The organism is Bacteroides sp. 519, assembly GCF_010500955.1.
Classification (GTDB): Bacteria; Bacteroidota; Bacteroidia; order Bacteroidales; family Bacteroidaceae; genus Bacteroides.
Genome location: NZ_QVMJ01000022.1, coordinates 1 through 20,779, shown reverse-complemented (window position 1 = coordinate 20,779; position 20,779 = coordinate 1). Strand labels below are relative to the sequence as shown.

Here is a 20,779-nt window from a genome sequence, read left to right as displayed (position 1 = left end):
TTTATTTAAGTTTGTATGCTAAATGGTTTATTGAAATTCCCAGCATGAAGAATCTTTCTTTCCTTATTATTATACTGTTACTGGCTTCATGTTCGTCTACTAAGTTTGTACCCGAAGGGGCATATCTGTTAGACAATGTAAAGATACAAACAGACAATAGAAAAATAAAGAAGGAGGCTCTTGAGCCTTATGTCAGGCAAAACCCAAACTCCAAGTGGTTTAGCCTTTTTAAAACCCAACTTCACATTTACAGTCTTTCCGGACGCGATTCTACCAAATGGATAAACAAAGTATTGCGTAAAATGGGACAGGCTCCGGTATTATACGACCGTGGACTGGCAATGCGTTCGGAAGAAGAGATGACCAAAGCTGTTCACAACATGGGTTACATGAGCGCACAGGTAGAAAAGATTGAGCGAACTAAAAAGAAGAAACTCTCCTTAACTTATAAAGTAACTTCGGGTAAACCGTATATTGTGCGCTCATTGTATTACAATATTGAGGATCATAAAATAGCAAAATACCTAACACAAGACTCGGCCAACACTTATCTTAAAAAGGGTATGGTGCTCGATGTAAATGTGCTGGATGCAGAGCGCCAACGAATAACCAAGTATTTGTTATCTAATGGATATTATAAGTTTAATAAAGATTACATTAACTACGAAGCAGATACTGTAAGAAATACATATGAGGTTGATTTAACTTTGCATTTAAATTTATATAAGCACACAGGTGCCGAACCTCAGGAACATAGCCAATATGCTATAAATAAGGTGAATTTTATTGCTGATTATGATCCGATGCAAACTTCTGTGCGAAGTAGTATTGAAATAAATGATTCAATTCATTACCGCGGTTATCCTATTTATTTTAAAGATGGAATGTACATGCGTCCTAAGGTATTGTTAAACAATCTTCGCATTCAGCCGGGAGAATTGTATAACGAAAAGAATGTGCAGAGCACTTATAATAACTTTGGACGTTTATCTGCCTTGAAATATACCAATATACGGTTTGCCGAAACTCAGGTAGGTGATACCACTAAGCTGAATGCTTATATCTTACTCACTAAAAGCAAACATCAGTCAGTATCGTTTGAGTTGGACGGAACAAACTCGGCCGGCGATTTAGGGGCCGCTGCATCTGTAACCTATCAACACCGTAATATATTTAAAGGTTCCGAACGGTTTATGGTAAAGTTTAGAGGTGCTTATGAAGCAATTTCCGGATTGAGTAAGGAAGATTATAGTTATGACAACTATAGAGAATGGGGAGTTGAAACTACTGTTAACTTTCCACGATTCCTGTTTCCTTTCCTGACTTCTAAATTCAAAAGAGGAATCAGAGCAACAACCGAGTTTGGGCTACAGTATAATTATCAAATCCGTCCGGAGTTTTCGCGTACGGTTCTTTCAGGCTCTTGGGGCTATAAATGGACCCAACGCGACCAACGGGTTAATCATAGATTTGATCTTATTGACGTTAATTATTTATATATGCCCTGGAAGTCTCCAAAGTTTGAAGAAGACTATCTGAATGATGAGAAAAAGAATTATATTCTGGCATACAATTACAAAGACAGGTTTATTGTACGTATGGGTTACATGTATAATTACAACAGTATTGGCGCTGGTTTAAACAACAATACAATTGCTTCGAACTCTTATACTATCCGTGCCGGAGTTGAATCGGCAGGAAATGTGCTTTTTGCTTTCTCTAAAATGTTAGGTCTTTCTAAAAATGCTGATGGTGAGTATTCAATCTTTAATATCCCGTTTGCACAATATTTGAAGTTCGATTTTGACTTTGCAAAGAACATGGCATTAGATCAGCGAAACTCAATAGCATACCATGTTGGGCTTGGAGTAGCTGTACCTTATGGAAATGCCGATGTGGTTCCGTTTGAGAAACAATACTTTTCTGGTGGGGCTAACAGTGTTCGTGGGTGGTCTGTACGTAGTTTGGGACCGGGAACTTTTCCTGGAGATGGTAACTTCCTTAATCAGTCGGGAGATATAAAATTTGATGCCAGTATTGAGTTACGAAGCCGTCTCTTCTGGAAATTCCAAGGAGCTTTCTTTATTGATGCAGGTAATATCTGGAGCATTCGTAATTATGAAAGTCAGCCAGGAGGGAAATTTTATTTCGATAAGTTCTATAAGCAAATAGCTGTTGCTTATGGTTTGGGTTTGCGTTTAGATTTTGATTTCTTTGTTATACGCTTTGATGGAGGGATGAAGGCATTGAATCCTGAATATGAGAGCGGAAAAAAACGTTATCCGATTATACATCCCAATTTCAAAAGAGACTTTGCCTTCCATTTTGCAGTAGGTTATCCGTTCTGATTAACTTATAAGTTTGGGTTTATAGTTCTCCATTCATTTATTGCAGGAATAACCCCCGATTTAATAAGTTCATCTCTCAGATCGCATAAATGCACATAGCTTTGTGATAAAGATTTATGCTCGTTAGGTGTACCTTGTACTGTTTGGTAGTGTACTCCGTCTTTATCAAGCTTTGTTTCCATAGCCATCATTATATTCGAAAATTCTTTATTTGAAACATACACACCAACAGGCCAATCAAATTTTTGTCCACCCATAACTGCCTGCAACATTTCTAACGATAAATACGATGGACTTTGAAAAGAAGAGCGTCCTCGTAATTCAATGATTTTTTTTCCACCTTGAACTACTTTTTCTTTTATACTGGTCCATTCAGCATCGGTAAGAGCAGGGGTTCCTATAAGCTTGTTTAAAGGTTTTCCATCAACTGTTGCAGTCGAAGAAAATACAGCCATTTGTTCTCCATGGCCTCCATAAGTCCGGCAATTAGTTATTTTATCCGGATGTACATTAAAATGTTTAGCTAATTCGTTTCGTAGTCTGGTACTATCTAAAGCAGCCAATGTTGAAACTTGTGAAGGTTTTAATCCTGAATATAGCAGCACAAGTAGTCCTGTAATATCTGCCGGGTTGAATATTACAACAACATGTTTTACATCCGGACAATGCTGTTTAATATCTTTTCCAAATTGAATAGCTATTTCGGCATTACCTTTCAACAGGTCCTCTCGTGTCATGCCCTCTTTACGAGCAGCACCTCCCGATGTAACAATATACTTACTGTCTTTAAGAGCTTCCTCTATACTGTTGGTATATGTAATATTGATACCTTTAAAGCCGCATTGCAATAATTCCTCGGCAACGCCTTCCAGTCCTTTAGCATAAGGATCGTACAAACAAATATTAGACGATAGTCCCATGAGGATGGCAGACTGTGCCATGTTGGAGCCAATCATTCCGGCTGCTCCTACAATAGTTAATTTTTCTGTTGTTAGAAATTCCATAATCTTATGTTTATTAGATTGTTATTGTATCTTAATAAACATAAGATTGGTTTATTTGTTTATTGGTACTGAGAAAAAAGCTAAATACTATTTTTTACCACCAAAAGCAAAACTTACAGGAATGTAAGCGGGTGATGGTACCGAAATGTTGCCAATAACAAATGTAGGACGTATCTGGAAGGTAATATTTGACTTCTGACTGCCTATGCCAAGAAAGTTCTTGGTGATTCCAACTACAGCATCTTTTGTGTCGCCTTTTAATAAGGTAGCCAAGTCGAACCCAATAGAAAGCGGTAGAATACCTGTTCCGTTTCCGGGAACATTTAAAGTTTGTGATAATGAACCGGTAGTAAACTGAATGTTGTCAATACTCAGGATATAATCCAACCCATTTAGAAAAGCTGCCGATTGGCTGGGGTTTTCTACATTCAGATTCAGGGTAAAGTTCAATGGAATTGAGCTAGCATTGCCTGATAAAATAGAAGTGGCTTTGGCAATGTTGGTAAATGATAGACCCTCATTTACATTTATTCCGGCAAGGTTGAGGTTAGAGATGGAGTTAAAATCATACTTGCAGTTAATAACATTGTAAGCACCACTCATTTGCTTGGCAACATCACATCCGGATAAAAAAGGTAAGGCTAGTAAAATAATAATTAGCGTTGTTCTGATTTTCATAATAATGTATTTTTCATGCAAAAGTATAAAATCTCTTTGTACTGCCACTTTGTTATCAGAATATTTTTTAATAAATAAAGCTATTCCAGAATGGAAGGAGTTATCGCTTCGCTAGGAGTTAAAGCTTTAGATGCTCTGAAGTATCTTAGCTAAGGAGCAAAGCTCCTGATAACTCCCTTTAACTCCTTCCATTCTTATGAATTAATGATGATTGCCGTTTCCATGTGAATTATGTGAATGTCCGTTTTCATCGTGTGTTCCGTGGTCGCTTCCATTGTGATGCGAGCCATCGTGTTTTGTGCCGCTATGGTCTTCGTAAGCACAAACCTGATGGGTGCCATCATTCTGTATATCACAATTTTCATGGTTACCAGCTGCACACTGTTCTGCTACAGATCTTTTATAGGCATCTACATCTGTATAACCAAGCATTGCTGCACGAAGTTCCAAATTGGGTTCTGTGTTGTTGTTATCATGATCGTTACTACACGATGTAAACCCTGTTGCCATTGCTACTACTGCAAATAAATAAATAAGCTTTTTCATTTTTCTCTTTTTTATGTTAGTAAAAAGTTCTTTATCTATATACCGCACAGCTTTGTTTATACCCTACTCGGAATTAAAAAATAATTTCGAAGAATGCTACCGGAGTAAATGAAGTGGCTTTAGTGTACACATTAAACACATTGTTTTGATCGGACAGCCGATAGCTGTATTTAATATTATTGATATCGAATACATTTAATAATGATGCTCCGGTTTGTATACTGAATTTCTTTACCTGTAATTTATAGCTAAGTGATAGATCAAAACGGTTGTAAGGTTCACTGGATACATCAGCGTGTTTATGGTTTTCGCCGTGTTGCCCCTCTTCATTGTTTTGTCCATGTCCATGACTTCCAGTAGAAAGATAAGGGAATCCGGTACCATAAACATAAGTAGCAGAAAGATGAAAAGATCTCAAAGAATAAATCGCTCCCAGCTTTATTTCGTGACCTGTTGATTTTTGTGGATTCGTAGAATTTACAAAAGAATATGAACCAAAAACAGAATGTTTCTTCCATTCTTTTTTTATAAAAACATCCATCCCCATATTGGTATTGTTAAGCTTGTAGATATTATTATCAATATAGTATAATTGATTCCGGTTTTTTCGTATATATCCTTCGGCACTTACAAGCCAACCATTTTTGCCATATCCAATACCTGCTAATAATTGAGTAGAAGCCAAGGTGGTACCATCAGATAGATTCCAGATCATTTGGTAACTTCCCTCACGGTATTGATAAGGAACCCGTGTCAGGAATTGATTGTACAATCCAAAAGAAGCAGTTGCAGTTAATTCATCCGTTATGGTATATCTGGCAGATAATCTAGGCTGCACATATATCTTATCATTGGGTATAATGTCTGCTCTTACACCCGCCTTTAGTGATAACTTACCAAGTAAAATGTTATCCGTAAAATGTAATGCTGGGTTGTTAATGCTTGTTTCATTGTTATTGTAAGATGTGGTGTATTGTTGCCATTCGCCACCAATTTGTATCTTTTGGTATTGTCCGATATTGAAATTATGTTCCAGTTTCAAAGATAGTTCTTGTACCCTGTTTTCCAACAGAAAAACATCTGGTGGGGCTGGTTTCCCCTCGGTAATACCAGAAACATTATCAATTGCTGCTGAGAATCGGGAGTATGTGAAAAGAAATTTGCTGTTACTGCCATTATTCCAAACTCTGTTGTAATTTGCTGCTGCGCCGTATTGCCTGTTTTTTTCAGCAGCATTTAATTCATAACGTTGCTGTTTTACCGAAAACTTGAAACGATCGTCGGCACCGTATAAACTTATATGGTAGCGATCATTTTCGAATGCTTTGCCTGCATACTTTATGTTCAGATCACGAAACTCATATTCGGGCTCAATATATAGGTTAGAAGTTCTTTTATTGCTATACAAGTTGTAAAATGTTTGTCTGTACGCAACCGATAAAGCCGACATTTTTTTGATTGGAACCGAAGTATAAATATTGGCAGTGTAGTTACTCAGGTTTACTTTAACTGATGACTTATTAAAATCACCTTCATTTCCGGTTATTTCTGCAATGGCTCCGATTCGATTACCTTTGGCTGCATCATACCCTCCTTTTAGCAAACGAATGTCATTTGCCAGATAAGGATTAACAGAACCTATCTGATCATTAAAACTCTTCATACCGAAAATCGTAAATCCATCGTAAACCAAACGACTCTCTCCCCAATTGCTGCCCCATGCTATAAGATCTTCCGAAGGTTCGCCCGAAGCACGAATACCAGGCATCATGCGCATCAGGTTGAAAATAGAATTATCTGCACTTCCGGGCATATATTGTGCTATCTGATGATTAATTCTTGTTTCGCCAGAGGTTTTGCCTGTTTGCATAAGCATTACAGATGATGAAGGAGCAATAACAACTTCATCCAGAGCTATTGTTTTGGGGTAAAGGGTGAGTTTGTGATTACCAATGTTCAGAAGGGTGTCAAGTGTTTCAAACCCTATATATTGTGTTTGTATTTGTGTTGGCTTGTTTGATTCACAAACGATAGAAAAATAACCGGATTCGTTAGTTAATATAATTCCTTTGTTTGTATGCATATATGCATAGGGTAGGGGTTCGCCGGTTAACCGATCGGATAAGTTGCCCGATATAGTGTATGTTTTACGAACAGTCTTTTCTTGCTTATAATTTGTTGGAATAGGAGAAATAACATAAACACTACCAATTTTTTCTACCCTAAAAGGTGTGTCTTTAAGTAAATAGGTAATGGCTTCTTCGGGTGTTTTAAATGTTTTTGATACAGATATGGTGTATTTGGAGAGTGCTTTATCATTGTAAGATATTTCTGTATTGAGTGTGTTCAATACAGTATTCAGAGGCTTATCTGTAACAACTAACCGCAACTCTTGTGCAAGAGCTGCGGTAGCAGATATAACCAATATAATGAATGCTAAAATACTTTTTTTCACTGTTCTATATTGAGGGTTATTCCCAAGGCCTTTCCTATTATTTCGAGCACTTCTTCCGGCTTTTTATTCTTAGAGAAATTGCCGGTATAAAGATAATCTAAATTTGAAGTTGTAGATATATGAATATTATATTGACGTTCAATTTCTTTCATAACATCGACTAGTGGAACTCCAATAAAAGAGAATTTATTCTCTTTCCAGCTGACAAATGGTAAAGCATCAATGTTATTGGAAACTTCAAGAATTCCATTTCGCAAATTTAACTGCATATTGGATGTTAGTATGTTTTTTCCCTTATCCGTTCTGACTTCTACTTTTCCGGTGAGGCATGTAACGCTATATTTTTCTAAACGGGCAAAAACATTGAAACTTGTACCTAATACACGGATTTCGTTTTGAAGAGCTTCAACAGTAAACTTACTTCCACGCTTAACCTCAAAAAACGCCTCACCATTTAACTCTACTTTTCTTGAAACAAACCACCAATAAGGTTTATAGCTGAGTTTACTGTCTGCATTAAGAGCTACTTTAGAACCATCGGGTAAAGTAACTGCCAGATGCGAACCTCGTTTTGCAACTTCAGTTGTTTTATAAAAATAGGCAAATGAACTACCAACAACTACAAGTGTAATGGTGGCTGCGGCTATGTATTTCCAAAAAGAAAAATGCCTGATCCTTGGAGCGGTTTCTTCAAGTCCGGAGAAAGCTTCATTCCAGATTTCATCTTTACTTTTACTCCACTTCGGGGTGATTTTAATATCTTCTGTTTTCATCTTTCTATGGTTATAATAATTCTGTTCTTAGAAATTGTAATGCTGCACTCATTCGCTTTTCTACAGCTTTTATGCTGATATTCAGATATTTCGCAATTTCACTGTATTTAAGTTCATCGTTCCGGCTCATCAAGAAAACTATTCGTTGCGTTTCCGGCATCTGTTTCAATGCCTTGGCGTATGATGATGCAAGTTCTTCAAAAGTAAATTCTTCCTCAGGCGATAAACTGGCATTCTCTTTGATTGTCATACTTTGTTCAAAGTCAAAACGGGTTGAATCTTTTCTGTAATTGCTGATAACCATATCATTTGCCATTTTATATAATAATGATTTCAGATTATGGCTATTCAACTGTTCCCGCTTTTCCCATATCTTCATAAAGATATCCTGTGCCATATCCGATGCCATATCTTCGTTACCACAACGGTAGAAGATAAAACTTCGAATCGTATCGAAATAGGTGTCGAATAACTGTTTAAACTCTGTTTTGCGTAACATCCTGTCCGGCTTTTTATTATTATACCGCATGAAGATACAAATACCCTACTTTATTATTCTGTTTTTATTGTTTAAACAAGAAAAAAGCCTGTAAAACACTTGCTTTACAGGCTTTTCAATATTTAAATCAGAATATTCTTACAATATATCTAACTGCTTAAAGCACTTCACCAGTTTATCAATAGCAAAGTCTATTTGCTCTCTGGTATGAGTAGCCATCAGTGAAAAACGAATCAGGGTATCTTCCGGAGAACATGCAGGTGGAATTACCGGATTAACAAAAACGCCTTCGTCGAACAACATTTTTGTAACCATGAATGTCTTTTCCATGTCTCTTACATACAAAGGAATAATCGGCGTGGCAGTATTACCTATTTCAAATCCCAGATCGCGGAAACACTTTAATGAATAATTGGTATTATCCCATAATTGTTGAAGGCGTTCGGGTTCATTCTGCATAATGTGTAATGCGGTTCTTGCAGCAGCAACAGCAGCAGGAGTAGCACTTGCACTAAATATATAGGAACGTGAAGTATGGCGCAGGTAATTAATAATAGATTCGTCGGCAGCAATGAAACCACCTAAAGAAGCAAGTGACTTACTGAAAGTTCCCATAATCAGGTCAACATTGTCGGTTAATCCAAAATGGTCACAGGTTCCTCTTCCTTGTCTTCCTAAAACCCCAAGACCATGAGCTTCATCGACCATGATGCTTGCATTGTACTTTTTAGACAGACGAACTATTTCGGGAAGGTTTGTGATATCGCCTTCCATGCTGAATACACCGTCAACAACTATCAGCTTAATAGATTCAGGTTTACACTTTTGCAACTCTTTTTCGAGAGACTGCATATTGTTGTGCTTAAATTTTAAAGCTGTTGAAAATGAGAGACGGCGCCCCTCAACAATAGATGCATGATCTAACTCATCGCAGATAATATAATCTTCCCGGCCGGTTACACATGATACTACACCTAGATTAACCTGAAAACCTGTGGAATAAATAATAGCATCTTCTTTACCAACAAACTGAGCCAGTTCTTTTTCCAGTTCAATATGAATATCTAAAGTACCATTGAGAAAGCGTGACCCGGCACATCCTGTACCATATTTTTTTGTGGCTTCTACAGCTGCTTCAATAACTTTGGGGTGGTTGGTTAATCCCAGATAAGAATTTGAACCGAACATCAGCACTTTTCTACCGCTCATTACCACCTCAGTATGTTGTTCACTCTCTATACAACGGAAATAAGGATATACTCCTTTAGCTTTCACTTGTTGGGGAAGATCATACTTTGTTAACTTGTCTTGTAATAATCCCATCGAATTGTCGTTTAAATAAATTCAGTGTCTGCCATATATTTATAACAATATAACATTTGGCAGTTGTTCTACTTTCCTTTTTAATACAAGTTTAAAAATCGGGGTCAAAGATAATAAAATATGTATTTAACTGTTCTTTTTAAGAGGAAAAACTTCACTTTTTGGATTTAACTGACATCTGTACGTTGCAATTGCGAGAAATATATTACTTTTGTCAAGCGAGTTGTATACAAACCCTGAACTTTTCATTCATTTAAAATGAAAAAAATAGTTTTCATAATAAACCCTATTTCCGGAACCCAGAATAAGGATTCTCTTGTTAAGTTATTTGGTGAAATAATTGATAGTAGTAAATTTACTTGGGAAATTGCATATACTGAAAGGGCTGGCCATGCTGTAGAACTAGCTGCGCAGGCAGCTAAAGATAATATAGATATTGTTGTTGCAGTGGGAGGCGACGGAACAATAAATGAAATAGCACGTTCTCTAGTTCACACAGATACTGCTTTGGCAATATTACCATTAGGATCCGGAAACGGGCTTGCCCGGCATTTACGGATACCGTTAGAGGTTAAAAAGGCTCTTCAAGTTATAAATGAAGGCGTTACCGAAACAATAGATTACGGAAAAATAAATGGCACATCTTTCTTTTGTACTTGCGGAGTAGGATTTGATGCCTTTGTCAGCCTAAAATTTGCAGAAGCAGGAAGACGTGGTCCGCTTACCTATCTTGAAAAAACATTGCTGGAAAGTTTGAATTATAAACCTGAAACATACGAACTTGAAACCGAAGATGGTACACAAAAGTACAAAGCATTCTTAATAGCTTGCGGAAATGCTTCGCAGTATGGCAATAATGCCTATATAGCTCCACAAGCTACAATAACAGACGGTTTGCTGGATGTTACCATACTCGAACCTTTTACTGTACTGGATGTACCTTCACTTGCTTTTCAGTTATTCAATAAAACAATCGATCAGAATAGTCACATTAAATCTTTCAGATGCAAGAACCTGCGCATTCACCGGATGTGTGAAGGGGTGGTGCATTATGATGGTGATCCTATTAAAATGGGAAAAGATATAGATGTTGAGGTAATAACGAAAGGGCTAAAGGTTATTATCCCTCCGGAAAAGAAAAAGAGTAACACCAATATGCTTGATAAAGCTTCTGGTTATATAAATGGATTAAAAACCCTGAATGAAGCAATATTTAATGATATAACTTCGAGAAATAAAGAATTCATAAAGAAACTGACTAAGAAGGATTAAAATTAACTAAAAATATTATATATGTTTAGAACACATACATGTGGAGAGTTGAGAATCTCTGATGTGAATAATCAAGTAACCCTTGCAGGATGGGTACATCGTTCCCGCAAAATGGGAGGTATGACGTTTGTTGATCTTCGCGATCGTTACGGCGTAACACAATTAGTTTTTAATGAAGAAGTTAACGCTGAATTGTGCGATCAGGCCAATAAACTGGGACGTGAATTTGTAATTCAGGTTGTTGGTACAGTAAACGAACGTTTTAATAAGAATGCGAATATACCTACCGGAGATATTGAAATAATCGTATCCGAATTGAAAGTATTAAATGCAGCTTTGACTCCCCCTTTTACTATTGAAGATAATACAGATGGTGGTGATGATATTCGTATGAAGTATCGTTACCTGGATTTACGCCGTAATGTAGTTCGTGCCAATCTGGAACTTCGCCATAAAATGACTATTGAGGTACGGAGTTATTTGGATAAACTTGGCTTCCTTGAAGTTGAAACTCCTGTTCTGGTAGGTTCTACCCCCGAAGGGGCACGTGACTTCGTTGTACCTTCACGTATGAATCCGGGGCAGTTCTATGCTCTTCCACAATCGCCTCAAACATTAAAGCAATTATTGATGGTTTCGGGATTCGACCGTTATTTCCAGATCGTAAAGTGTTTCCGCGATGAAGATTTACGTGCCGACCGTCAACCGGAATTTACCCAGATTGACTGTGAAATGAGCTTTGTGGATCAGGAAGATGTATTGAGTACATTCGAAGGAATGTCGAAACATCTTTTCAAAAGCATTCGTGGTATTGATATAACTGAACCATTTCAACGTATTACCTGGCACGATGCAATGAAGTATTATGGAAGCGATAAACCGGATCTTCGTTTTGGGATGCAGTTTGTTGAATTGATGGACATAATGAAAGGTCACGGGTTCCCTGTATTTGACGATGCAGCTTATGTCGGTGGAATTTGCGCAGAAGGTGCAGCATCCTATACCCGTAAACAACTGGACGCGTTAACCGATTATGTGAAAAGACCTCAGATTGGTGCCAAAGGTATGGTTTATGCCCGTATAGAAGCCGATGGAACAGTTAAATCAAGTGTCGATAAATTCTATACACAGGAGGTGCTTCAACAAATGAAAGAAGCATTCGGAGCAAAACCGGGCGACTTAATCTTGATTCTATCAGGCGATGATGCAATGAAAACCCGCAGACAATTGAATGAACTTCGTTTGGAAGTAGGTAATCAGTTAGGTTTACGTGATAAGGATAAATTTGTTTGCTTGTGGGTGGTTGACTTCCCATTGTTAGAGTGGGACGAAGAGTCCGGACGTTACATGGCAATGCACCATCCGTTTACTTCGCCTAAACCGGAAGATATTCATTTGCTGGATTCTGATCCGGGTGCTGTTCGTGCCAATGCCTATGATATGGTAATAAATGGTGTTGAAGTAGGAGGGGGCTCTATCCGTATTTTCGATAGTGTTTTACAGAATAAAATGTTCGGTTTGTTAGGCTTTACACCCGAGCGTGCGCAAGAACAATTTGGATTCTTGATGAATGCGTTTAAGTATGGTGCTCCTCCTCATGGTGGATTAGCTTATGGATTGGATCGTTTTGTGTCGTTGTTTGCCGGTCTTGATTCAATTCGCGATTGTATTGCGTTCCCCAAGAATAACTCCGGACGTGATGTTATGCTGGATGCTCCTTCGTGTCTTGATCCTGCGCAATTAGATGAATTAAATCTGGTAGTAAATCTTCCAAAAGAATAAAGAAATGAAAAAGGATGCCAAAAGGCATCCTTTTTCATTTCTGTCTCTCTCACTAATTAGTCGTCCTTATGGAAAATAAGGGTTGTAGCACCAATTGTTATTATATCTCCGTTTTTTATCTGAATTCTATCCTTTTCCTGCAATAACTCATTCATAAGAAAAGTACCTGTCAGGCTTGGAGCATCACGCAAGGTATGTATTATTTTCCCGTATTTGTTTTGTTTCACATTAACAATGCAATGACGCCTGTCCATGCTCATATCACCACTTTCTATAGGTTGATTAACTACACTACCTACACAACGGCGGCCAATAACATTATCTCCTTCTTTTAGTTTTAGTATTTGTTTATAGCCAAATACATTTTCAACTACAGTTAAGTATCCAAATTCAGACCCGGCAGTTTCAGCATCTGGGTCTTCATTCTTATGCATGTCTTTCATTTTGGATTTACCAATGCGGATACTAAATTGTTTTCCGCAATGTTCGCAAATGAAAACAAGCGATTGTCCCTCGCTGTATTTAGTTTCGTCAAAAGATAGATAATTCTCACACTTCGGACAAAGGATTCTTTTCATGAAAAATGTTTTTACTTAACCAATAACCAGGCGTTCTTATAAGATTCTATCTTACGCAACTCTTTTAATTCTTTTGAAGCATCGTTATAAGTTGCATAGGAGGCAATACTTACACGGATTTTTCCATCGCTCTGAATAACTTTTGCTCCTAAATAACCTTTGCTACGTAAATTATTAACCATACGTTCCGCATCAGCTTCATTGCTTACACTGGATACTATAAGGTGATAATTATATTCTTCTTTTGGTGTATTATCAGTTTTTGGAGTTTCTATCTTTTGAGTTTCGGTTTGAGGAACCTTAACTTCTTTAGCAGCTACCGGCGTAACCTGTTTGGTTGGTGTAGTTTGCTCTGTTTTCTTATTTTGTTTATTGTCGGTTGAGGTAACAACTTGTGTTGTTATAAGCGATTCGTTTTTTATCTTATCCAGAAGTTCGCCGGGAAAAACATGAGCATAACTTTGGTTTTCGATGTATGTGTTTTCTATTGGGGTAGACATAAAGAAAAACAGAATGATAGCTGCCGCAACTGCTGCCACATTTTTCCACATCGGATTGATACGATGTTTTCTTTTGGGTGATGAAACAGTTAATTCTTTTGTTGGTTCATTGTTTTTCTTCGATAAGCTGGTTAGATCTTGAATACCAAAAGAATTTAATCCATATAAAGTGGGCGAATTCAACTTTTCGTTATATGGCGAGAAATGATAACTTTCATTTGCCGAATATTTAATTACGCCAATGAAAGGTAATTCTATCTTTCCTTCATTATTGAGTGTGCTGATAAGAGTGCTTGTTTCTTCTTGTACAAGTTTATTGGCTTCATTATAGTCAATTTTATATGTTTTCATATACGATTGTACTAATAATCCATCGTTCATTTTAAGCTGTGGATTGAAGCCTATGATACGTGTAGGTGGAATAAATAAATTTTCTTCTTTATTCCATATTGCGGATACATTGTGTGCAATAAAACCACCAAATCCGGGAATTACAACACAATCGTTTTCCAAAAGCAGTATCTCTATATGTGAAGCCAGTTGATTCATGAGTGCAAATTTAACCATTATTTTGGAAATGTGGTAAAGAACCTGCTATTTTGTTTGTACCTGCTAACTTATAATTTATTTCTTTTTATAGAGTGTTATTAGTCGTTTTGGCAGATGTTGCATGTTTTCTTCGCATAGGCGATAAAGTTCCAGCCCTTTCTCTGTAAAACCATACTTTTCGATATAAGCTAACACGAAATCACCTTGCAAACTTTGGTGTTCGCCATCGCAAACCAATAGATAATCGCACACAAGTGTATGATATTTTTCGTCGGTAATACCAAGTGCAAAGACAGCAAATGTGCCAGGTATGGCGCATTTTTCGGCTTGTAGATTGATATACCATTCAAACTCTTGCATCGCCAACCGTGCATAACGTTCTATTTTTTTGTATAGTGCAGGATAGTGTATAGCGCCTGCAAACAAATAGTGGACACCACATTTGGGAAGTCCTTTTATTGGCAACAATTTCTTAGAGGGAGTGCGGAAGTCGATAGAATATGATCGTGGAAACTCGGATTCCAGCAATGTACAAAGAAAGTCGAGTGTTTGGGCATAATTTTGTTCAGTATCCTCTTTCATCGTGATTTTGATAGTTGCAAAAGCATCATTGGCTTTACACGAAAGGGCAACGTCCTTATACTCAATAATTTCTTTCGGCAGGGTTCCACTACCATTCTTCTTTAATTGTGTAGGTATATTCGAACCAAGAGCCGTTACATATTGAAAAATCTGTTGGGCTGTATAGCTATCTCCTGCATCATATTTTGTATGACAAACAGCCACATAACAGGCAAATTTGAACATATCTTCGGGAATGAAATCGTGTGCTTCGTTAGGGTTCAATACCCAGTTTTCATAAAAACTATCTTCTTGGGCAACGTTCTGAAAATAGGGATTGCGTAGGCATCGTTTCACCCATTGACTGAGCGGATAACGAACCTCGAACGAGAAACCGGCAAGTTGGCGCATTCGTTCAGAGAAATTACGAGCCTTTTCGTAGTCGAATCCTTCAACCCCCAACCGATATAGATAGTATTCCAATACTGCACCGACCAACACCTCGTGCCCCTGTACGCGGAAGCAAGGATATTGTGGGTATCCAGGTTCGTATCGTGTCTTTGATATCCGTGCCGTTCCGTCCAGAATGGCTTGTGTGCAGGCATCGAAATAGGGAGTGTATGAGTGGTCTTTCTGCCAATCGGCAAATATGAGGTATTTTCTTTTGTTAGACATTGTGGTATAGTTAATAATGAAACATAGTTGATGATCTAATTTAAAATCTTGTGCAAGATATAAAAATGCATGGGAAAATCACAAAATCGAATGTAAAAAAGCATTTTGCAGAGGGGTTACACTTTTTGTTGCTTCAAAACTTAAAATATTGAGATGCACAAATATCGAATATTTTTTGATTATCAGAAGATATATATATAAATTCGCAGCGTAATGATTAAATTGTAAGATGATAGAAGACAACCACACCCATCACGACAGAGAAGCCAAAAAAACAATATTAAGCAATATTGAAACTTATGGTTGCCACTTGGCGCTGATTGAGCCAGACAATTATCTACCCGGATTTGTTTACACAATTGGGCTTCATAAGAAGTTCAACCACCCTGAAATAATTTGCTTTGGATTGCACAATGAAATTATGGGAGCCATTTTAAATCATGCTCGGGATTTGATAAAACAAGGTGCTTCATTTGAGCCGGGCAAACCCTATGGTGGATTTCTAAAAGGCTATGATATTCAATTTCTGGAAGTAGAGAAAGAGTTTTACGCCGATTATGTGGGGTATGCCGGTTGGTTTTATGACAATAGTTTCGATTTCCCACTATTGCAAATTGTATGGCCGGACAAACAACATAATTTTCCTTGGGATAAAGCCTTCAACCCCGATTGGAAATTCCGCCAACCATTATTAGACAGAAACACGGATTTTAAATTTTATGAAGAAAGAAATCTGGGTGTATATACTACCAAACAAGCCTTTGAAGGAGAACCAATACTCTTTGTATATCATAATAAAGATGGCAACTGGCAGTTTCATACAACTTCCGAACCCAATACAGATGATGCACAACTCGTTTGTCTGGAAGAAATAATAAAGCTCGATCCCTCAATCAATGAAGTTTATCATTTGCAATACGGTTGGCGCGCATGGAGGGAGAGTTCTAATGCCGAGTGGGAATATGAAGAAGAATCGTAAGCAATTACCCCTCTATCGTTGCCGATTTCAGCCCTTTTTTAATATTCCCCGACACTGTAATTGCATGACACAAAAACATATCATCATCATCGTAATAGGCTGCAAAATTTCCACTTGAGGTTATTTTTAGTTCAGAAAGGCTTATCCTGTCGGCAAAATCGGTTTTTGATATTTCCGGGGTTTCTTTATCGTCTCGCCAGTCTCGCCAGTCATTTGCCAAGCGGGTAAGATGCTCTGCGGCAAAGTTGCGGAATTCAGAGTCTTGTTGTTTTTGCTGCTCAACTAACGTGCGCAATGCTTTTATGGCCTTCGTCCAACTGGCTTTGTTGTTAATATTTACCTTTAAATAGATAGTGATTTCCTCTCCAAGCCAGTCGATAGCTCCTTCAAACATCTCCATGTCTTTATTGAGCTCAAGTTCTCCCAATATTTCATCTACAACTTTTACCGGTTTTCGATACTCTGCCAAGATGGCGAGCAACTCATCATTCTCTACATTTTCTTCAAGAACTTCAACAACCATAAAGCGATTACAGAAGGAAGGCAATCGTCCTTCGGGAACTGTCTTGTCTATCAAATCCCTTACTTTAAGTCGATAAATTGTTCCTTCCTTGAAATAATAAGGATAAGAAAAACTGTGTTTCTTATTCTCTTCCTCAGATAGAAGCCAGGTAACCCTTCCGTCTCCTTTTTTTAACTCATTTGAGGAAAGATTGATATATGCAAGAAAATCAGCGATCGCCGCCCACGAACTTCCGAATCTTATTGCTCCTCCCGAGTAGTCACTTGTCAGTATCAGGATTTCTTTTTCTTCTTTGTGGTATTCACTTGCAAAAGCTTCAAAATCTTTATTGTTGGCTGGTGTGTAGTTCATTTGTCTATTACAATTTTATGCTTAAAATATTGAGATGTACAAATATCGAATTTTTTTTTGATTATCAGAAGATATATATATAAATTCGCAGTATAATGATTGCAATGACACTATCGAAGAAGACCATGAAAAAACTAATCTGCCCCTACACTTGGTTTTGCGGAGAAGAATTCGAAGCACAAGACATGAGCGAATATGACTATAAATTCTTGCAATCGGCAATAACAAAAGGAATGACGTTCATGTTTATTCACTGTCCGAAGTGCTCCACACAATTCAGCTTCAATCCTGTGGAGTGGAAGGCTAAAGCTGCATTTTCAGATCCGAACAAGAAAGCTGCAAAAGAGCTAAAACCCACCACAGAGTTGCTTACAACCCTTGAAAAACAAAACATCAGGATACCGCCATCGTACTTGGATTATTTAACAAGCAAGATGTTCAAACCGAACGTTTCAATAGTTCGCGGACAAAGCAAATTCCACCTCTACAACCTCAATGAACTGTGCGAAACAGTAAGTATTGACGGCAATTCTTGTTTAAGAATTACCTCTCTGAAAGCCTACGCCAAATCGCTGGAGGAGGTGTTCGGAGAAGAAAATACAGAAACCTTCTCTCTTGCCCAATTATCCAATTGCCTGACAATCGGGTACGAGAATGAAGCCGTTTTGTTCATAGACTATCAGGATAATAATTCACTCTGGATTTTTCACCCCGATGGTGGAGACATCGAGCCTACGAAAATGACAGTAGAGAAAATTGTGAAAAGTTAGCTACATAATTGATAGAGGACAAAAAGATTAAGAATATGGCAAAAAAACAATTAACCTTGGAAGAAATCTCTCAAATAGCTACCGACCTGCAAAACTCACAGAGTACAAAACGGAGAAGCGCTGCCAAGAAAGTAGGAAAAAATCAGCTCACTGCATTAGGTGATGCCCTTTATGAAGCCTACATAAAAGAAAGAGGAGATAAACGCACGTGGGAAACCCAAACCGAAATGATTTTATCCTTAGGCAGAATTGGTTATACGAAAGCACTGCCCGACCTCGAACTGATTATCAACCGAAACGAACCGCACGATATGATAACCATTGCCGCAGCCAGATCGTATGTGCGACTAAAGCGTAGCGATTTAACCGATGCGAAACCTGTAATTGATTTGCTAAAAAACGGCAACCTTTCTGTCTTAAACGGCGCAACAAATATTTTAGCTTTCGACGAGATGAAGCCTTTGGAAGAAGATATAAAAACAATAATTTCATTATTGGATAGCAAAGATGAGAAGGAAATAGCTATTACCGGACTTGGAGATCCTCGCGAATCCTTGCTCTCGGCAATGAGCAAATGGAAAGATCCCAGCAGCCAAGCTTATTTGAAACGTTTTGCCGAATCAACTAATTGCGGCCTGAAAGAGTGTGCTGAATTGGCGTTGGTTGGGAAGAAATCAAGGTATGAGTGAAAGATAAAAAATAAGACCACTTGCTAAATTGTTTGCAACATCAAACAATAATCTTATCTTTGCATCAAACATAAAACCTTATGAAAAGTAAAGGACTGACATTATTACCTCGCTTGAGTAAAATCCTTGAAGAGATGGGCGAAAACATTAAATTAGCTCGCCTCAGACGAAATCTTACCATGGAGCAGGTAGCAGAACGCGCAGGCATTGCTCGTTCCACTCTGTGGCAAGTAGAAAAAGGGCTTCCTACTGTTTCCTTCGGGGTGTATGCCCAAGTGTTATTTGTTCTTGGGCTGGAGAAAGACATCCTCAAACTTGCAGGCGACGATATATTAGGACGCAAACTACAAGATGCCGAATTGCTTTTAGGACGAGGCTCTTCAAAAAAATAGGGTATGGGAGAGCAAACAAAGAATATATATGTATATGCCGATTGGATAGGTTTAAACTATCCGCATTTTATGGGAACCCTGACTGTGAATCAGATACGAGGAAAAGAAATTTTTTCTTTTCAGTATGATGACGAGTGGCTTGAATCTGGTAATGCCAGAGCTCTGGATCCGGATTTATCTCTTTTTTCCGGCTTTCAGCATCTACGTGATGATAAATTAAACTTCGGAATGTTTCTCGATTCATCTCCCGACAGATGGGGGCGCGTTTTAATGAAGCGCCGCGAAATAGCTTCAGCAAAACAAGAAGCTAGAAGATCAAGAACCCTTTTTGAATCAGATTTCCTGCTTGGTGTATACGATCCACTACGGATGGGAGGTCTACGTTTTAAAACAGATAAAGAAGGTGCTTTTTTAGACAATAGCACAAATTATACTACTCCCCCATGGACCTCCATAAGAGAACTTGAAAGTGCTAGCCTTGAATATGAAAAAGGATTGGAAGAAGATAATCCCGAACTTTTGAAATGGCTGAACATGCTGTATGCTCCCGGTTCTTCGTTGGGTGGAGCACGTCCGAAAGCAAATATAAAAGATACTGATGGTTTTTTATGGATTGCAAAGTTTCCCAGTAAGAATGACGATGTAAATATCGGAGCTTGGGAAATGTTAGTCAATTCTCTTGCAAAGAAGGCTGGAATAAACTGTGCAACAGGAAAAGTAGGACAGTTTAATAATAAGCATCATACTTATCTGACTAAACGATTCGACCGAGACCAAGCAGGCAACCGTATACATTTTGCTTCTGCTATGACATTGCTTGGATACACCGATGGAACGGGAGCCGATGACGATGTTAGCTATCTGGAACTTGCCGAATTTATCATTAAACATGGGTCTGATGTAGGTAAAGATTTAAAAGAACTCTTTAAGCGTATTGCATTTTCGGTTTGTATCAGTAATACGGATGATCATCTACGCAATCATGGTTTTTTGCTCAACAACAAAGGGTGGTCACTTTCTCCTGCATACGATATCAACCCAAACCCAGATGGGAAAGGGCTAAAGCTGAATATTAATCTGGATGATAATTCTTTGGATTTAGACTTAGTTTTAAGTGTTTCTGATTTTTTTAGGATTGAAAAAAAAGAGGCACAAACTATTATTGAAAGCACAAAAACAGCTGTTGCAGGTTGGCGACAGGAAGCAAAGAGGTACCAAATATCATCTGCAGAACAAGATAGGATGGAAAATGCTTTTGCTGTTGGTCGCACTAAATGAAAATTCTGGTAGCCCAATTCAACTCGCTACAGAAGATTTTCGCCTAAAAAACCATCATAAGTATCATAACGCACTTATTGGACTGTATTTCAGTTTGTTACATTATGATAGATGCTCAAAAAGTAAAACATAAGTACCATTCGAAGTATCATAACAGTAAGCGTCTCCGCTTTGTCGCCTATATTGTCTTTTCCTTGTTCTGTATCTTTGCATTTAATTTTTATATAATATTTTATGCAAGCCTCAGAACTATA

Annotated in this window: 19 protein-coding genes; 8 read left to right on the top strand and 11 right to left on the bottom strand. The window is 37.9% G+C overall.

The genetic code is table 11. The annotated features are described in order from the left end of the window. The first annotated feature begins 44 nt into the window (after positions 1 to 44). Complete coding sequence (locus tag D0T85_RS16570) at positions 45 to 2,348, top strand: BamA/TamA family outer membrane protein (RefSeq protein ID WP_163214646.1); 2,304 nt, start codon at positions 45 to 47, stop codon at positions 2,346 to 2,348. A gap of 5 nt (positions 2,349 to 2,353) precedes the next feature. Here D0T85_RS16570 and D0T85_RS16565 read toward each other — a convergent pair whose 3' ends face one another. From D0T85_RS16565 to D0T85_RS16535, 7 genes are all read right to left on the bottom strand, one after another. Continuing rightward, entirely contained in the window at positions 2,354 to 3,352 is a 999-nt protein-coding gene (locus D0T85_RS16565; protein WP_163214645.1) for a malate dehydrogenase, read from the bottom strand. 87 nt (positions 3,353 to 3,439) lie between these two features. Beyond that, positions 3,440 to 4,030, bottom strand: coding sequence for an LEA type 2 family protein (locus tag D0T85_RS16560; RefSeq protein ID WP_163214644.1), 591 nt, complete (start codon positions 4,028 to 4,030; stop codon positions 3,440 to 3,442). A gap of 201 nt (positions 4,031 to 4,231) precedes the next feature. Next, entirely contained in the window at positions 4,232 to 4,576 is a 345-nt protein-coding gene (locus tag D0T85_RS16555) for a hypothetical protein (protein ID WP_163214643.1), read from the bottom strand. Between the two features lie 73 nt (positions 4,577 to 4,649). Beyond that, positions 4,650 to 7,031, bottom strand: coding sequence for a TonB-dependent receptor (locus D0T85_RS16550; protein WP_163214642.1), 2,382 nt, complete (start codon positions 7,029 to 7,031; stop codon positions 4,650 to 4,652). Beyond that, entirely contained in the window at positions 7,028 to 7,804 is a 777-nt protein-coding gene (locus D0T85_RS16545) for a FecR family protein (protein WP_163214641.1), read from the bottom strand. The genes D0T85_RS16550 and D0T85_RS16545 overlap by 4 nt, the downstream gene beginning before the upstream one ends. A gap of 10 nt (positions 7,805 to 7,814) precedes the next feature. Next, on the bottom strand, positions 7,815 to 8,303 hold the full coding sequence (locus tag D0T85_RS16540; RefSeq protein ID WP_163214640.1) for an RNA polymerase sigma factor: 489 nt from the start codon (positions 8,301 to 8,303) through the stop codon (positions 7,815 to 7,817). A 138-nt stretch (positions 8,304 to 8,441) separates the two neighbouring features. After that, positions 8,442 to 9,626, bottom strand: coding sequence for an aminotransferase class I/II-fold pyridoxal phosphate-dependent enzyme (locus tag D0T85_RS16535; RefSeq protein ID WP_163214639.1), 1,185 nt, complete (start codon positions 9,624 to 9,626; stop codon positions 8,442 to 8,444). A 258-nt stretch (positions 9,627 to 9,884) separates the two neighbouring features. Between D0T85_RS16535 and D0T85_RS16530 the strand changes: the two genes are divergently transcribed. Continuing rightward, a complete protein-coding gene (locus D0T85_RS16530; RefSeq protein ID WP_163214638.1) occupies positions 9,885 to 10,898 on the top strand; it encodes a diacylglycerol kinase family protein in 1,014 nt (337 codons plus the stop codon). A 21-nt stretch (positions 10,899 to 10,919) separates the two neighbouring features. Then, a complete protein-coding gene (gene aspS, locus D0T85_RS16525; protein WP_163214637.1) occupies positions 10,920 to 12,680 on the top strand; it encodes an aspartate--tRNA ligase in 1,761 nt (586 codons plus the stop codon). A gap of 56 nt (positions 12,681 to 12,736) precedes the next feature. Here aspS and D0T85_RS16520 read toward each other — a convergent pair whose 3' ends face one another. The 3 genes from D0T85_RS16520 to D0T85_RS16510 form a co-directional block, all read right to left on the bottom strand. Then, a complete protein-coding gene (locus D0T85_RS16520; RefSeq protein ID WP_163214636.1) occupies positions 12,737 to 13,258 on the bottom strand; it encodes an FHA domain-containing protein in 522 nt (173 codons plus the stop codon). 11 nt (positions 13,259 to 13,269) lie between these two features. Beyond that, on the bottom strand, positions 13,270 to 14,307 hold the full coding sequence (locus D0T85_RS16515) for an SPOR domain-containing protein (protein WP_163214665.1): 1,038 nt from the start codon (positions 14,305 to 14,307) through the stop codon (positions 13,270 to 13,272). A gap of 75 nt (positions 14,308 to 14,382) precedes the next feature. Then, the gene (locus tag D0T85_RS16510; protein ID WP_163214635.1) at positions 14,383 to 15,543 is read right to left on the bottom strand and encodes a DUF6138 family protein; all 1,161 of its coding nucleotides are present in this window, start codon (positions 15,541 to 15,543) and stop codon (positions 14,383 to 14,385) included. Between the two features lie 229 nt (positions 15,544 to 15,772). Here D0T85_RS16510 and D0T85_RS16505 point away from each other — a divergent pair, with 229 nt between their 5' ends. Then, entirely contained in the window at positions 15,773 to 16,522 is a 750-nt protein-coding gene (locus D0T85_RS16505; RefSeq protein WP_163214634.1) for a DUF4262 domain-containing protein, read from the top strand. A 4-nt stretch (positions 16,523 to 16,526) separates the two neighbouring features. Here the strand turns inward: D0T85_RS16505 and D0T85_RS16500 are convergent, their stop codons facing one another. Beyond that, a complete protein-coding gene (locus tag D0T85_RS16500) occupies positions 16,527 to 17,396 on the bottom strand; it encodes a DUF2262 domain-containing protein (protein WP_163214633.1) in 870 nt (289 codons plus the stop codon). Between the two features lie 95 nt (positions 17,397 to 17,491). On the opposite strand from D0T85_RS16500, the gene D0T85_RS16495 reads away from it, so the two are divergent. From D0T85_RS16495 to D0T85_RS16480, 4 genes are all read left to right on the top strand, one after another. Beyond that, complete coding sequence (locus D0T85_RS16495) at positions 17,492 to 18,166, top strand: hypothetical protein (protein ID WP_163214632.1); 675 nt, start codon at positions 17,492 to 17,494, stop codon at positions 18,164 to 18,166. 35 nt (positions 18,167 to 18,201) lie between these two features. Continuing rightward, positions 18,202 to 18,855: a hypothetical protein gene (locus tag D0T85_RS16490; protein ID WP_163214631.1), complete on the top strand. Its 654-nt coding sequence runs from the start codon at positions 18,202 to 18,204 to the stop codon at positions 18,853 to 18,855. Between the two features lie 80 nt (positions 18,856 to 18,935). Next, the gene (locus tag D0T85_RS16485; RefSeq protein WP_163214630.1) at positions 18,936 to 19,247 is read left to right on the top strand and encodes a helix-turn-helix domain-containing protein; all 312 of its coding nucleotides are present in this window, start codon (positions 18,936 to 18,938) and stop codon (positions 19,245 to 19,247) included. Between the two features lie 3 nt (positions 19,248 to 19,250). Next, the gene (locus tag D0T85_RS16480; protein ID WP_163214629.1) at positions 19,251 to 20,525 is read left to right on the top strand and encodes a type II toxin-antitoxin system HipA family toxin; all 1,275 of its coding nucleotides are present in this window, start codon (positions 19,251 to 19,253) and stop codon (positions 20,523 to 20,525) included. Positions 20,526 to 20,779 lie beyond the last annotated feature (254 nt).

Excerpts from the sequence above, each read along its gene's own strand:
- D0T85_RS16570 (WP_163214646.1), top strand. The coding sequence starts at position 45 with ATGAAGAATCTTTCTTTCCTTATTATTATACTGTTACTGGCTTCATGT.
- D0T85_RS16565 (WP_163214645.1), bottom strand. The coding sequence starts at position 3,352 with ATGGAATTTCTAACAACAGAAAAATTAACTATTGTAGGAGCAGCCGGA.
- D0T85_RS16560 (WP_163214644.1), bottom strand. The coding sequence starts at position 4,030 with ATGAAAATCAGAACAACGCTAATTATTATTTTACTAGCCTTACCTTTT.
- D0T85_RS16555 (WP_163214643.1), bottom strand. The coding sequence starts at position 4,576 with ATGAAAAAGCTTATTTATTTATTTGCAGTAGTAGCAATGGCAACAGGG.
- D0T85_RS16545 (WP_163214641.1), bottom strand. The coding sequence starts at position 7,804 with ATGAAAACAGAAGATATTAAAATCACCCCGAAGTGGAGTAAAAGTAAA.
- D0T85_RS16540 (WP_163214640.1), bottom strand. The coding sequence starts at position 8,303 with ATGTTACGCAAAACAGAGTTTAAACAGTTATTCGACACCTATTTCGAT.
- D0T85_RS16535 (WP_163214639.1), bottom strand. The coding sequence starts at position 9,626 with ATGGGATTATTACAAGACAAGTTAACAAAGTATGATCTTCCCCAACAA.
- D0T85_RS16530 (WP_163214638.1), top strand. The coding sequence starts at position 9,885 with ATGAAAAAAATAGTTTTCATAATAAACCCTATTTCCGGAACCCAGAAT.
- aspS (WP_163214637.1), top strand. The coding sequence starts at position 10,920 with ATGTTTAGAACACATACATGTGGAGAGTTGAGAATCTCTGATGTGAAT.
- D0T85_RS16520 (WP_163214636.1), bottom strand. The coding sequence starts at position 13,258 with ATGAAAAGAATCCTTTGTCCGAAGTGTGAGAATTATCTATCTTTTGAC.
- D0T85_RS16515 (WP_163214665.1), bottom strand. The coding sequence starts at position 14,307 with ATGAATCAACTGGCTTCACATATAGAGATACTGCTTTTGGAAAACGAT.
- D0T85_RS16510 (WP_163214635.1), bottom strand. The coding sequence starts at position 15,543 with ATGTCTAACAAAAGAAAATACCTCATATTTGCCGATTGGCAGAAAGAC.
- D0T85_RS16505 (WP_163214634.1), top strand. The coding sequence starts at position 15,773 with ATGATAGAAGACAACCACACCCATCACGACAGAGAAGCCAAAAAAACA.
- D0T85_RS16500 (WP_163214633.1), bottom strand. The coding sequence starts at position 17,396 with ATGAACTACACACCAGCCAACAATAAAGATTTTGAAGCTTTTGCAAGT.
- D0T85_RS16495 (WP_163214632.1), top strand. The coding sequence starts at position 17,492 with ATGATTGCAATGACACTATCGAAGAAGACCATGAAAAAACTAATCTGC.
- D0T85_RS16490 (WP_163214631.1), top strand. The coding sequence starts at position 18,202 with ATGGCAAAAAAACAATTAACCTTGGAAGAAATCTCTCAAATAGCTACC.
- D0T85_RS16485 (WP_163214630.1), top strand. The coding sequence starts at position 18,936 with ATGAAAAGTAAAGGACTGACATTATTACCTCGCTTGAGTAAAATCCTT.
- D0T85_RS16480 (WP_163214629.1), top strand. The coding sequence starts at position 19,251 with ATGGGAGAGCAAACAAAGAATATATATGTATATGCCGATTGGATAGGT.